Raw genomic sequence first — 14559 nt, 5'->3', positions numbered from 1 at the left:
GAGGGGCGACCGCTCGATAGCAAGGTGCTGGAGGATCCGTGGACCTGTCCCTGTCGACCCGTACCGTCGGCGATCGTACGGTCGTCGAGGTCGGTGGCGAAATCGATGTATACACCGCGCCCAAGCTGCGCGAGCAGCTGGTCGAGCTGGTCAACGACGGGAATTTCCACCTCGTCGTCGACATGGAGGGCGTGGACTTCCTCGACTCCACCGGGCTCGGCGTACTGGTTGGCGGCCTGAAGCGGGTGCGTGCCCATGAGGGCTCGCTGCGCCTGGTCTGCAACCAGGAGCGCATTCTGAAGATCTTCCGCATCACCGGCCTCACCAAGGTGTTCCCGATCCACACCTCGGTCGAGGAAGCGGTGGCGGCCACCGACTGACAGCGGGCCGATCGCCGGGTCCGGACCGTCCATCGGTCCGGGCGCCGGTCGGTCCCGCCCTGGGCCGGTGTGTCCGGGGCCCAAGAAGTTCATCAGGGGGTGTGGGCTCTCGGCGCCCCGCCCCCGGATCGCACGCCCGTAGTCGTGAGGGGGATGCATGGCCACCGTCGAACTCCGCTTCAGCGCGCTGCCCGAGCACGTCCGTACCGCCCGGCTGGTGGCGGCTGCGGTGGCGCGCAGGGCCGGAGTGGACGAGGCCGTCCTGGACGAGGTCCGGCTCGCCGTCGGTGAGGCCTGCTCGCGTGCTGTCGGACTGCACCAGATCAACGCCATCACGGCACCCGTGAAGGTCGCGCTGATCGAGGAGGAGAAACAGTTCTCCATCGAGGTCGGCGACGAGGCCCCGCACGCCGCCCCCGCCGAGAGGGTGGCCGGCGGTGCCGCCGCCGACGCGGACGTGGAGGCGGAGGAGGACGAGATGGGCCTCGCCGTCATCAGCGGCCTCGTGGACGACGTGGAGGTCACCACGGGCGAGAACGGTGGGCTGATCCGCATGAGCTGGCCCACTGCCCCGCCGGCCGCGGCACTCGCCTGAACAACCCCCGCGCACAGCGCATCGAAGGGCCCTGCTGAGCAGGGCCCTTCGTGTTGCTTCCAGCACCGTTTCCGGTGACCCTGGAATTCGTGAATGAATTCACGATCGATAGCCTGATAATTCGATCAAGCATCAATGTGGCCGTCAATGCCTTTGAGGCATTACCCCTTTCGGGTTCCCTGGCGCGACCTCGATCATTTGCTGAAGAGCACAAGAAGGCCAATTCCGTTTACCGCGCCCTGTTTAGATCACGGTCGGGTACCTACAATCCGTCCACATCTTGAGCTCAGCCCAAGCGTCAAGGAGGACGAATGGCGGGGCTTTCTACCCCTCATCAGTTGGGCCAACCCACAACCTTCGCAGCAGCGGTCCTGACCGACGACAACCGGATCATCGTGGCGGTGATCGCGGCCGTTGCCCTGGCCGCGCTCGTGGTCGCGGGTGTCCTGGTGCGCCAGGTGCTGGCAGCGGACGAGGGCACCGACAGCATGAAAGAGATCGCCTCGGCGGTCCAGGAGGGCGCCAAGGCGTATCTCGCCCGGCAGCTGCGCACGCTCGGCGTATTCGCCGTCGTCGTCTTCTTCCTGCTCATGCTGCTGCCCGCGGACGACTGGAATCAGCGCGCCGGCCGGTCGGTGTTCTTCCTGATCGGTGCGGTGTTCTCGGCGGCCACCGGCTATATCGGCATGTGGCTGGCCGTGCGCAGCAATGTCCGGGTCGCCGCGGCGGCACGGCAAGCGACCCCCGGCCCCGGTGAACCGCAAAAGGATCTCACCACCGTTTCACACACCGCGATGAAGATCGCATTTCGCACGGGCGGCGTCGTCGGCATGTTCACGGTGGGCCTCGGCCTGCTGGGCGCCTCCTGTGTGGTGCTGGTGTACGCGGCCGACGCGCCGAAGGTGCTCGAGGGCTTCGGCCTCGGTGCCGCCCTGATCGCCATGTTCATGCGTGTGGGCGGCGGCATCTTCACCAAGGCCGCCGACGTCGGCGCCGACCTGGTCGGCAAGGTCGAGCAGGGCATTCCGGAGGACGATCCGCGCAATGCCGCGACCATCGCCGACAACGTGGGCGACAACGTCGGCGACTGCGCCGGCATGGCGGCCGACCTGTTCGAGTCGTACGCCGTCACCCTGGTGGCCGCACTGATCCTCGGCAAGGTCGCCTTCGGCGACTCCGGTCTCGCCTTCCCGCTGCTCGTGCCCGCCATCGGCGTGGTCACGGCCATGATCGGCATCTTCGCGGTAGCCCCGCGGCGATCCGACCGCAGCGGCATGACGGCGATCAACCGCGGCTTCTTCATCTCCGCGGTGATCTCCCTCGTCCTGGTCGCGGTCGCGGTCTTCGTCTACCTGCCCGCGAAGTACTCCGACCTCGCCGGGGTCACCGACGCGGCGATCCGGGGCAAGGACGGCGACCCGCGGATCCTCGCGCTGGTCGCGGTCGCCATCGGCATCCTGCTCGCCGCGGTGATCCAGCAGCTGACCGGCTACTTCACCGAGACCAACCGGCGCCCGGTCCGGGACATCGGCAAGACCTCCCTCACGGGACCGGCCACCGTCGTCCTCTCCGGCATCTCGTTGGGTCTGGAATCGGCCGTCTACACCGCCCTGCTCATCGGGCTCGGTGTGTACGGCGCGTTCCTGCTCGGCGGTACGTCGATCATGCTGGCGCTGTTCGCGGTCGCCCTGGCCGGCACCGGTCTGCTCACCACGGTGGGCGTGATCGTCGCCATGGACACCTTCGGGCCGGTCTCCGACAACGCGCAGGGCATCGCCGAGATGTCCGGCGACGTCGAAGGCGCGGGCGCGCAGGTGCTCACCAACCTGGACGCGGTCGGCAACACGACCAAGGCCATCACCAAGGGCATCGCCATCGCCACCGCCGTCCTCGCGGCCGCGGCGCTCTTCGGGTCGTACCGGGACGCGATCACGACCAACGTGCAGGACGTCGGGGCGAAGCTCACCGGGCCGGGTGCGCCGTTGAGCCTGTCGCTGGACATCTCGCAGCCGAACAACCTGGTCGGCCTCATCGCGGGTGCCGCGGTCGTCTTCCTCTTCTCCGGACTGGCCATCAACGCCGTGTCGCGCTCGGCCGGTTCGGTGGTCTTCGAGGTGCGGCGCCAGTTCCGTGAGAAGCCCGGGATCATGGACTTCACGGAGAAGCCCGAGTACGGCAAGGTCGTCGACATCTGCACCAAGGACGCCCTGCGCGAGCTGGCCACGCCCGGTCTGCTCGCCGTCATGGCGCCGATCTTCATCGGGTTCACCCTGGGTGTCGGCGCGCTCGGTTCGTACCTCGCTGGCGCGATCGGCGCGGGCACGCTGATGGCGGTGTTCCTCGCCAACTCCGGTGGCGCCTGGGACAACGCCAAGAAGCTGGTGGAGGACGGTCATCACGGCGGCAAGGGCAGCGAAGCCCACGCGGCCACGGTGATCGGCGACACGGTCGGCGACCCCTTCAAGGACACCGCGGGGCCGGCGATCAACCCGCTGCTGAAGGTCATGAACCTGGTCTCCCTGCTCATCGCGCCCGCGGTGATCAAGTTCTCCTACGGCAGCGACAAGAACATCGGTGTGCGCATCGCGATCGCGATCCTGGCGCTCGTGGTGATCGTCGTGTCGGTGTACGTCTCCAAGCGGCGCGGCATCGCGGTCGGCGACGACGACGGTGCCGAACGGGTCTCCAACTCGGCTGATCCGGCGGTGGTTTCGTAGGCCGTCCGGAACGGGCCCGCACAACGGGCGGGCGGGTGGCGCGTGCTGACGCGCCGCCCGCCCGCTTCGTGTGTGGGCCCGCCCACGTCGTGAGCCTTCTCTCTCCTGCATAAAGAGTCACAAAAGCTGACTAGTGGGGCGTTCGGTATGTGAAGAACGCCGGTCCGCGTGTAGATTCCGGGAGCCGAGAGCCATGGAAGGGACCAATCCGGTGAACAAGAAGCTCGCGGCCGCACTGTCCGGCGGTGCGGTACTGGTAGTGGCGTTGTCGGGATGCAGCAGCAGTAACAAGGACAGCGGACCCGACCCCAAGCTGGTGGCCTGGGCCAAGACGGTGTGCGACGCGGTGCCCGCTCAGGACGCGAAGATCAGGACGGCGAACGCCTCGATAGCCAAGATCGCCACGGACAGCAACCTGCCGCCGAAGACGGCCAAGGCGACGTACGCGCAGGCCTTCCAGGACATGGCCGACGGATACAAGGCGCTCGCCGCGGCCATCAGCAGCGCCGGAGCGCCCCCCGGCGTCGACGGCGGTGCCAAGCGGCAGCAGGACGCCGCCAAGAACCTGGACGGTCTCTCCTCCTCGTACGCCGACCTGAAGAAGCAGGTCGACGGTCTCGACACCAAGGACCAGGGCAAGTTCGCCCAGGGGCTGCACGAGGTCGCCGACCAGACGAAGCAGATCGGCAAGCAGAGCAACAGCGGCACGGAGGCGCTGAAGCGGCTGGAGCAGGGCGACGTCCAGGCGGCCATCGCCAAGCAGCCCAGCTGTCAGGTCGCCGCGTCGGCGTCGGCGTCGGCCCCAGCGACGACCGGCTGACACGGCCCGCGGCCCGCGCTGAGGCGGTCCCCGGCCGCCTCGGCGGGCCACAATGGGGGGTGTGACTGACTCCGGCCTCGCCCCCCTGCCCGCCATCGACCGGCCCGTGGTCGCCGCGCGTCTGCGCGACGCCCTCCTCGCCGCCTCCTTCACCGCCGACGGGCTGCTCGATCTGCTCGGTGCCCCCGCCTACGCGGCGCTGGCCCGCAGCGAGACCGTGCCCGCCCTGCGGGCCACCCGCGGCGACACGCCGCTGGAGACGCTCGTACGGCTCTTCCTGCTCCAGCAGCCGGCACCGCACGCGCGTGTGGCGGCCGTTCTGCCGGTCGAGGAGGCCCTGGCGGGCGGGTGGCTGATGCGCGTGGGCGGCGACGAGGTGGCCGCGACCGTGGACGTACGGCCCTACGGCGGTCCCGGCGGCGAGGACTGGTTCATCGTGTCCGACCTGGGCTGTGCGGTCGGCGGCGCGGGCGGCATCGGCCGGCGCGACGAGGCCGTCGTCCTCGGTGTCGGCGGCGCCTCCACCACCCTCGCCGGCATCACCGTCCGTACGCCCGTCGCCTCCGCGCTCGACCTCGGCACCGGCTCCGGCATCCAGGCGCTGCACGCCTCCCAGCACGCCACGCGCGTGACGGCCACCGATCTCAATCCGCGCGCGCTGCACATCACCGCGCTCACGCTCGCGCTCTCCGGCGCGCCCGCCGCCGACCTGCGCGAGGGCTCGCTGTTCGAGCCGGTCCGCAACGGCGAGACGTTCGATCTGATCGTCTCCAACCCGCCGTTCGTGATCTCGCCGGGTGCCCGGCTGACGTACCGCGACGGCGGGATGGGCGGGGACGATCTGTGCCGCTCGCTCGTTCAGCAGGCGGGGGAACGGCTGAACGAGGGCGGGTTCGCGCAGTTCCTCGCCAACTGGCAGCACGTCGCGGGGGAGGACTGGCAGGACAGACTCAGGTCGTGGGTGCCGCGCGGGTGCGATGCCTGGATCGTGCAGCGAGAGGTGCAGGACATCACGCAGTACGCCGAGCTGTGGCTCAGGGACGCCGGCGACCACCGTGGTGACCCCGCGGAGTACCAGGCGCGGTACGACGCCTGGCTCGACGAGTTCGAGGCGCGCAAGGTCAAGGCGATCGGCTTCGGCTGGATCACCCTGCGCAGGACCGGGGCAGCCGAGCCCTCGGTCACCGTGGAGGAGTGGCCGCACCCGGTCGAGCAGCCGCTCGGGGAGGCGATCCGGGCGCACTTCGACCGCCTCGACTTCCTCCGGGAGTACGACGACGCGGCCCTGCTCGAAGGTCACTTCAGGCTGGTCGCCGAAGTGGTCCAGGAGCAGGTCGGGCTGCCCGGCGCCGAGGACCCGGAGCACGTGGTGCTGCGCCAGCACCGCGGGATGCGCCGCGCCACGAAGGTGGACACGGTCGGCGCGGGCTTCGCGGGCGTGTGCGACGGCTCGCTGAGCGCCGGCCGCATCCTGGACGCCATCGCCCAGCTCGTCGGCGAGGACCCGGTGCTGCTGCGCGACCGTACGCCCGCGCAGATCCGGCTGCTGGTGGAGCAGGGCTTCCTGGAGCCGGTGGTGTGAGGCGGGGTACGGCGGCCGGGCCGGGTGCGTAGTCCGGCTACCCGAGCCGTCGTACCCGCGTCCGGATCGGCGTCGTATGCCGGTGGCACGGGCCGGACGCGCCGGTGCCGGTAAAACGGCCGGAAAATTACGAGTGCCGGACCGGGCCGATCTCGTTCGAGTATGTGTTCGACGTCACGTCGACCTTCCGTTCACCTTGATGTCGCCCGCCCGTCTCCCGCGCGTGCCAACCTCCCCGCGCTGGGTAGGGGCGGACGGCAAGAAGGGGGCGGGCGGGCCATGGAGAGCGGGCCGGCGATCTTCGCGGGAGTGGTGTTCGCCCTGTTCGGGGGCGCTCTGCTGGTGTGGACCGGGACCCGGGTGCGGCGTGGTGAACCAGTCGCCCAGGGTGTGAACCAGGTCGCATCGGCCACCCTCGCCGGTGCCGCCGGAGCCATCGCGCTGGGCCTCGCCGGGTACTGCCTCACCCGCCTCTGACGTCGGCGGTCGTACTGCCGTACGAGTAACGGGAGCGTCACGCTCCGGACAGAGGGCGAGACGTCACCGGACACTCCGGGCGGCAGGAATGCCGGTAGTCGGGTTACCGTTCGAGTGGCCGTTGTGGGCTTTTCCCGTTTGACACGGGGGCGGGATGTACCGTCACACTCCGCAGCGTCACACGAGCCAGAAGTACGCCGCGACCCCGGGACCAGGGCCTGGGGAGGCCACAGCGTCGACCGGAGAGAAGAGCGAAGTTGTCCCCGACCAGCGAGACCGCACAGGGCGGCCGCCGACTCGTCATCGTCGAGTCGCCTGCCAAGGCGAAGACGATCAAGGGCTACCTCGGCCCCGGCTACGTAGTCGAAGCGAGCGTCGGGCACATCCGTGACCTTCCCAACGGCGCCGCCGAGGTGCCCGAGAAGTACACCGGCGAGGTCCGCCGCCTCGGCGTGGACGTCGAGCACGACTTCGAGCCGATCTATGTCGTCAACGCCGACAAGAAGGCCCAGGTCAAGAAGCTCAAGGACCTACTGAAGGACTCCGACGAGCTCTTCCTCGCCACCGATGAGGACCGCGAGGGCGAGGCCATCGCGTGGCACCTCATGGAGGTCCTGAAGCCCAAGGTCCCGGTCAAGCGCATGGTGTTCCACGAGATCACCAAGGACGCGATCCGCGAGGCCGTCGCCAACCCGCGCGATCTCAACCAGCGCATGGTCGACGCCCAGGAGACCCGCCGCATCCTCGACCGCCTATACGGCTACGAGGTCTCGCCGGTCCTGTGGAAGAAGGTCATGCCGCGCCTGTCGGCAGGCCGTGTGCAGTCGGTCGCGACCCGGCTCGTGGTGGAGCGCGAGCGCGAGCGCATCGCGTTCCGTTCGGCCGAGTACTGGGACCTGACGGGCACCTTCGCGACCGGCCGCGCGGGGGATCAGTCGGACCCGTCGACGCTGGTCGCCCGCCTGCAGACGGTCGACGGCAGGCGCGTCGCGCAGGGCCGTGACTTCGACTCCCTGGGACAGCTCAAGAGCGAGAACACCCTCCATCTCGACGAGGCGAACGCCCGCGCCCTCGCCGCCGCCCTGGAGAACACCCGCTTCTCCGTGCGCTCGGTCGAGTCCAAGCCGTACCGCCGCTCGCCGTACGCCCCGTTCCGCACGACGACGCTGCAGCAGGAGGCCAGCCGCAAGCTCGGCTTCGGCGCGAAGGCCACGATGCAGGTCGCGCAGAAGCTGTACGAGAACGGCTACATCACGTACATGCGTACGGACTCCACGACGCTGAGCGACACCGCGATCGCGGCCGCCCGCGCCCAGGTCACGCAGCTGTACGGCGCCGACTACCTGCCCCCGCAGCCGCGCACCTACGCCGCCAAGGTCAAGAACGCCCAGGAGGCGCACGAGGCGATCCGCCCCTCGGGTGATCGTTTCCGCACCCCGGCGGAGACCGGACTGACCGGTGACCAGTTCAAGCTCTACGAGCTGATCTGGAAGCGGACCGTCGCGTCCCAGATGAAGGACGCGGCCGGGAACAGCGTCACCGTGAAGATCGGCGGCACCGCCGCCGACGGCCGGGACGTCGAGTTCAGCGCCTCCGGCAAGACCATCACGTTCCACGGCTTCCTGAAGGCCTACGTCGAGGGTGCCGACGACCCGAACGCCGAGCTGGACGACCGCGAGCGCCGGCTGCCGCAGGTCGCCGAGGGCGACGGGCTGTCCGCCGAGGAGATCACGGTCGACGGCCACGCCACCAAGGCTCCGGCCCGCTACACCGAGGCCTCCCTGGTCAAGGAACTGGAAGAGCGCGAGATCGGCCGCCCGTCGACGTACGCGTCGATCATCGGCACGATCCTCGACCGCGGCTACGTGTTCAAGAAGGGCACGGCCCTGGTGCCGTCCTTCCTGTCCTTCGCCGTGGTCAACCTCCTGGAGAAGCACTTCGGGCGGCTCGTCGACTACGACTTCACCGCCAAGATGGAGGACGACCTCGACCGCATCGCCCGCGGCGAGGCCCAGGCCGTGCCGTGGCTGAAGCGCTTCTACTTCGGCGAGACCGCGCCCGGCAGCGGCTTCGCCGCGGGGGGCGTCGGCGGCGCAGCTGACGCGGGCAACGGCGACGGGGACCACCTCGGCGGCCTCAAGGAACTGGTGACCGACCTGGGCGCGATCGACGCCCGCGAGGTCTCCTCGTTCCCGGTGGGCAACGACATCGTGCTGCGCGTCGGCCGCTACGGCCCGTACATCGAGCGCGGCGAGAAGGACACCGAGCAGCACCAGCGCGCCGACATCCCGGACGACCTGGCGCCGGACGAGCTGACCGTCGAGCTGGCCGAGGAACTGCTGGCCAAGCCGAGCGGCGACTTCGAGCTGGGCGCCCACCCGGAGACCGGGAACATGATCGTCGCCAAGGACGGCCGCTACGGCCCGTACGTCACGGAGATCCTCCCCGAGGGCACCCCGAAGACCGGCAAGAACGCGGTCAAGCCGCGCACCGCCTCCCTCTTCAAGTCCATGGCGCTGGACACGGTGACCCTGCAGGACGCGCTCCAGCTGATGTCGCTGCCGCGCGTGGTCGGCACCGACGCCGACGGCGTGGAGATCACCGCGCAGAACGGACGCTACGGCCCGTACCTGAAGAAGGGCACGGACTCGCGCTCGCTGCAGTCCGAGGAGCAGCTCTTCACGATCACGCTGGAGGAGGCGCAGGCGATCTACGCCCAGCCGAAGCAGCGGGGCCGCGCGGCCGCCAAGCCGCCGCTGAAGGAGCTGGGCGAGGACCCGGTCTCCGCCAAGCCGGTCGTGGTCAAGGACGGCCGCTTCGGCCCGTACGTCACCGACGGCGAGACCAACGCGACCCTGCGCTCCGGCGACAGTGTGGAAACGATCACTCCGGAGCGCGGCTTCGAGCTGCTCGCCGAGAAGCGGGCGAAGGGCCCCGCCAAGAAGACGGCGAAGAAGGCCACGGCCAAGAAGGCCGCTCCGGCGAAGAAGACCGCCACCGCCGCCAAGAAGACGGCGGCGAAGAAGACGACCGCGGCCGCGAAGAAGACCACGGCGAAGAAGACCACGGCGAAGAAGACCACGGCGAAGAAGACGACGGCCAAGAAGGCGACGGCTTCGAAGGCGACCGCCTCCGGCGCGGAGGACTGACGCTCCGTCGGAACGGCGCCCGTCGCGCCGTTCCGGCTTCGCGAAACGAACGCCCCGGCATCACTTTGGTGTCGGGGCGTACGCACGCCCGGACAGCCTGGGTGTGCTGTCGGTGACTGCCGATAGGCTGAACGCATGACGCGAGCCGAGCAGCCAACGGCCCCCACCACCGAACCGGACGACGCCCTCGTCGCGGACTCCCGCGAGCGCGCCGTCCGCTCCCTGCTGCGCCGACCGGAGCTTCGGCGCCTGTGGAGCGCGCAGCTCGTGAGTGGTGTCGGCGACGCCCTCGCACTGTTCGTGCTGGTCCTTCTCGTCCTCCAGGCGGCCGTCCTCGAGGGCTCCTTCGGCGGCGGCTACCGAGGCGTGGCGTTCGCAGTGGCGACCGTCTTCGCGGCGCGCATCCTCGCCGCGCTGCTCTTCGGCGCGGTGCTGCTCGGCCCGCTGACCACGCTCACCTCCCAGGACGGCCCGCTCGACCGCCGCTGGACGATGGCCGGCGCCGACGGTGTGCGGGCCGCGCTGCTGATCGTCGCGCCCCTGTGGATCGACTGGACCCCGGACAACGCACTCGCCGTCCTGCTGGTCACCGCCTTCGTCACCGGCGTCGCCGAGCGGCTGTGGACGGTGTGCCGGGAGAGCGCGGCGCCCGCCCTGCTGCCCGCCCCGCCCCCGGAGGGGGCGACGGTGCGGCCGCTGCCGGACCACCTGGACGCCCTGCGCCGCCTCGCGCTGCGCACCAGCTTCCTGGCGGTCCCGCTGGCCGCCGCCGCCCTGGTGGTCGCCGGCCTGCTGAACAACCTGCTGGGCACCGTGGTGGCCTGGTTCGACGAGCACCAGGCGGCCCTCGGGTCGTACGTGGCTGCCGGACTCTTCGCCGCGTCCCTGTCCGTGGTCACCTTCCTGCAGCTGCCGGGCACGCGTACCCCGCGCCCGCGCTCCCCGCTGGAGGGCCTGCGCCGTCCGCGCACCGGCACGGGCATCGACAAGGGCCGCACGGGCGCCATCCCGCTGCTCGTCCCCGCCTGCGCCGCCGTGGCCGGAGCCATCGCCGCCGCGGTCGCGGTGTGCGTGCTGCACGCCAAGGACCTGGGCGGCGGCCCGGTCCTGTACGGCCTGCAGGTGCTGGGTCTGACCGGCGGTGTCGCCGTCGGCATCCGGACGGCGCCCTCGGTGCTGCCCTCGCTCTCGCGCCGCCGGCTCCTCGCCCTCGCGATCGCGTTCACCGGCATCGCCCTGCTGGCCGCCGGGCTCGTCCCGGACGTCACCACCGTGCTGCTGATCGTCACGCTGGCCGGCGTCACCGCGGGCGTGGCCGCGAACACCGGGCACGCCCTGCTCGACCAGGAGACCGAGGAGTACCGCAGGGCCCGCACCACCGAGCACCTGCACGCGGTCGTGCGCGTCTTCATAGCGCTCGGAGCCCTGATCGCCCCCCTGGTCGCCGCGCTGATCGGCCCGCACCGGCTGGAGAACGGCAGGTTCGTCTTCGCGCACGGCGGTGCCGCCTTCACGCTGATGCTGGTCGGCGCGCTGTTGCTGCCGGTGGCCGCGCTGGTGCTCGCCAAGGTCGACGACCGCTCCGGTGTCCCGCTGCGCCAGGACCTGAAGGACGCGCTGCTCGGCGGCGACGACCCCGTCCAGGCCCCGGCGGCGAACGGCTTCTTCATCGCTCTGGAGGGCGGCGACGGCGCCGGCAAGTCCACCCAGGCCGAGGCCCTCGCGGAGTGGATCCGCGCCAAGGGCCACGAGGTCGTCCTCACCCGCGAGCCGGGCGCCACCCCCGTGGGCAAGCGGCTGCGCTCGATCCTGCTGGACGTGTCCTCGGCGGGCCTGTCGCACCGCGCGGAGGCACTGCTGTACGCCGCAGACCGGGCCGAGCACGTCGACACCGTCGTACGGCCCGCCCTGGAGCGCGGCGCCGTCGTCATCTCGGACCGGTACATCGACTCGTCCGTGGCCTACCAGGGCGCGGGCCGCGACCTGTCGCCGACCGAGATCGCCCGCATCAACCGCTGGGCGACCGACGGGCTCGTCCCGCACCTCACCGTCCTGCTGGACGTCGCGCCGGAGGCCGCCCGCGAGCGGTTCACCGAGGCGCCCGACCGGCTGGAGTCGGAGCCCGCCGAGTTCCACGCGCGCGTGCGGTCCGGTTTCCTCACGCTCGCCGCCTCCGACCCGGGCCGCTACCTGGTCGTGGACGCCGCGCAGGAGCCCGAGGCCGTCACCACCGTGATCCGGCACCGGCTCGACACCGTGCTGCCGCTCTCCGAGGCCGAGGTCAAGGCCCAGGAGGAGGCGCGGAAGAAGGCCGAGGAGGAGGCGCGCCGCAAGGCCGAGGAAGAGGCCGCGCGCAAGGCCGAGGAGGAGCGCCTGGAGCGCGAGCGCGAGGAGCAGCTCGCCAAGCTGCGCGCCGAGGAGGAGGAGCGCAAGCGCCGCGAGCTGGAGGAGGCGCAGCGCCGCGAGGCCGAACGGCAGGCGGAGGAGGCCCGGCAGCGGGCCGAGGAGGCACGGCGCCGGGCGGAGGAGGAGCGACAGCGGCTCCTCGCCGAGGAGAAGGCCCGCGCCGAGGAGGAGGCCCGCCGCAGGGCCGAGGAGGAGCGGCGCCGCAAGCAGGCCGAGGAGGAAGCCCGGCTGCGCGCCGAGGAAGAGGCCCGGCAGGCCCGGCTGCGTGCCGAGGAGGAAGCGCGCCGCCTGGAGAAGCAGCGCAAGGCCGAGGAGGCCCTGCTGCGCGCGGAGCAGGCCCGACGGCAGGCGGCCGAGGCCGCGGCCGCGGCCGACGTGGCCGCTCTCAAGCCCAGTACCCCGCAGCCCGCGGTGCCGGGCATGACCCCGGACGCGGCGACCGTGCCGACGCCGGTCGTGTCGCCGGGCACGGACGAGACGACGGTGCTGCGGCCGGTGCGCGAGGAGCGGGCCGGAGAGGCCCGCAAGCGCGGCGCAGGCCCCGACTCCGAGGTGACGGCCGAGCTGCCGCAGCCGCCGGCCGCGTCCGCGGCCGCCGACGAGACCGCGGTGCTGCCGCCGGTGACGCCCGGTGCGGCGGACGAGACGGCCGTACTGCCGCCGGTGTCCGTCGACGAGACGGCCGTGCTGCCGCCGGTGACCCCCGGCGCCGCCGACGAGACCGCCGTACTGCCGCCCGTGCGGGGCGGCGCCCCGGCGGACCGGATGCCACCCGGCTTCTTCCGGGACGAGCGGCCGGGCGCGGCCCCCGACGGCTCCGAGAGCCGTACGCGCGAGATGCCGCAGCTCGACGCCGACGGCACGCCGCGCCGCCGGCCGCGCTCGGACTGGGCCGAGGAGACCCCGCTGGACGACCTGCCGTCCCTGGCGGACGAGCTGCTGGGGTCGTACGACGAGCAGGAGCACGGGGAGCCGGGCGAGGACCAGGGCCGCCGCGGCCGGGGTCGCGGTCGCCGCGGCTGAGCGAGGACATCGGGCGGCGCCCGTCGGAGCGTGTTTCGGGCGCACTGACGGGCGTCGCCGTCGTTGTCAGTGCCCACCCGCACAATGGATGGCGGAACGCGGAATGTGACGGAAGGGCGGCGTGACCCATGACCGTGTGGGACGACATCGTCGGGCAGGAGAAGGTGAGCGCGGTGCTCGACGCCGCGGCCCGGGACGCCGACGCCCTGGTCACGGCCGCCGCGGCGGACCAGCCGCCGCCGGAGGCGTCGAAGATGACTCACGCCTGGCTGTTCACGGGCCCGCCCGGAGCGGGCCGGAACCAGACGGCGCGGGCCTTCGCGGCCGCCCTGCAGTGCGTGAGCCCCGACCGCGCCCTCGGCGGATCACCCGGCTGCGGATTCTGCGACGGCTGCCACACCGCGCTGCTCGGCACCCACGCGGACGTCACCACGGTCGCCGCCGTGGGCGCGGAGATCCTGGTGAAGGACATGCGGGACACGGTCCGCAAGTCGTTCACCTCCCCAGCGAACGGCCGCTGGCAGATCATCCTGGTCGAGGACGCCGAGCGGCTGAACGAGAAGTCGGCCAACGCCGTCCTCAAGGCCGTCGAGGAGCCCGCCCCGCGGACGGTCTGGCTGCTGTGCGCCCCCTCGATCGAGGACGTCCTGCCCACGATCCGCTCCCGCTGCCGCCACCTGAACCTGCGGACGCCGTCGGTGGAGGCGGTCGCCGACATGCTCGTCCGCCGTGACGGCATCCAACCCGAGGTCGCCGCGGCCGCCGCCCGCGCCACCCAGGGCCATGTCGACCGGGCCCGCCGGCTGGCCACCGACCCGGCGGCCCGTGAGCGCCGCGCCGCCGTGCTGAGGCTCCCGCTGCGGCTGGACGAGGTGGGTGCCTGTCTCAAGGCGGCCCAGGAGCTGGTCGACGCGGCCGCCGAGGACGCCAAGCAGCTCGCCGAGGAGATGGACGGCAAGGAGACCGAGGAGCTGAAGGCGGCGCTCGGCGCGGTCCAGGGCGGCCGGCTGCCGCGCGGCACGGCGGGCGTGATGAAGGACCTCGAGGACATGCAGAAGCGCCGCAGAACCCGCACCCAGCGCGACAGCCTGGACGTGGCCCTCGGCGACCTCACCGGCTTCTACCGCGACGTCCTCGCCCTCCAGCTCGGCTCACGCGTCGCCATCGCCAACGGCGACGCCGAGGACGCCCTGGAGCGGCTGGCCCGCGGCAGCACCCCGGAGGCCACGCTGCGCCGTATCGAGTCGATCGCCGCCTGCCGCGAGGCGCTGGACCGCAACGTGGCTCCGCTGCTGGCGGTGGAGGCGATGACGATGGCACTGCGGGCGGGGTGAGCCGGGCGTACGGTGGTTGACGGACCGCGTCCCCCGTACGAGGCCACACTATGAACGCACCGCACCCATCCCGTCG

The 14559-nt window shown here is 71.6% G+C and carries 9 protein-coding genes; all 9 read left to right on the top strand.

Going from position 1 to position 14559, the window contains the following annotated elements; genetic code table 11:
• The first annotated feature begins 38 nt into the window (after positions 1-38).
• Positions 39-380, top strand: a complete 342-nt coding sequence (gene bldG / locus FB157_RS40550) for an anti-sigma factor antagonist BldG (protein WP_010986038.1) — start codon at positions 39-41, stop codon at positions 378-380.
• Between the two features lie 157 nt (positions 381-537).
• On the top strand, positions 538-975 hold the full coding sequence (locus FB157_RS40545) for an ATP-binding protein (protein WP_145885864.1): 438 nt from the start codon (positions 538-540) through the stop codon (positions 973-975).
• 311 nt (positions 976-1286) lie between these two features.
• Positions 1287-3692, top strand: a complete 2406-nt coding sequence (locus tag FB157_RS40540; protein WP_145885862.1) for a sodium-translocating pyrophosphatase — start codon at positions 1287-1289, stop codon at positions 3690-3692.
• 193 nt (positions 3693-3885) lie between these two features.
• A complete protein-coding gene (locus FB157_RS40535) occupies positions 3886-4512 on the top strand; it encodes a small secreted protein (RefSeq protein WP_186581902.1) in 627 nt (208 codons plus the stop codon).
• A 52-nt stretch (positions 4513-4564) separates the two neighbouring features.
• Positions 4565-6094: a class I SAM-dependent methyltransferase gene (locus FB157_RS40530; RefSeq protein WP_186581901.1), complete on the top strand. Its 1530-nt coding sequence runs from the start codon at positions 4565-4567 to the stop codon at positions 6092-6094.
• A 279-nt stretch (positions 6095-6373) separates the two neighbouring features.
• Complete coding sequence (locus tag FB157_RS40525) at positions 6374-6571, top strand: hypothetical protein (protein WP_145885858.1); 198 nt, start codon at positions 6374-6376, stop codon at positions 6569-6571.
• 257 nt (positions 6572-6828) lie between these two features.
• Positions 6829-9720 (top strand): type I DNA topoisomerase, encoded by a 2892-nt coding sequence (topA, locus tag FB157_RS40520; RefSeq protein ID WP_145885856.1) that lies wholly within the window; start codon positions 6829-6831, stop codon positions 9718-9720.
• Between the two features lie 135 nt (positions 9721-9855).
• Positions 9856-13149, top strand: coding sequence for a dTMP kinase (gene tmk / locus FB157_RS40515; RefSeq protein ID WP_145885854.1), 3294 nt, complete (start codon positions 9856-9858; stop codon positions 13147-13149).
• Between the two features lie 128 nt (positions 13150-13277).
• Positions 13278-14483, top strand: coding sequence for a DNA polymerase III subunit delta' (locus FB157_RS40510; RefSeq protein WP_145885852.1), 1206 nt, complete (start codon positions 13278-13280; stop codon positions 14481-14483).
• Positions 14484-14559 lie beyond the last annotated feature (76 nt).

Source organism: Streptomyces sp. BK340, from assembly GCF_007827595.1.
In the GTDB taxonomy this organism is placed as follows: Bacteria; Actinomycetota; Actinomycetes; order Streptomycetales; family Streptomycetaceae; genus Streptomyces.
Note: the sequence above shows the minus strand (reverse complement) of the source record. Positions and strands in the feature narration are given on the sequence as shown.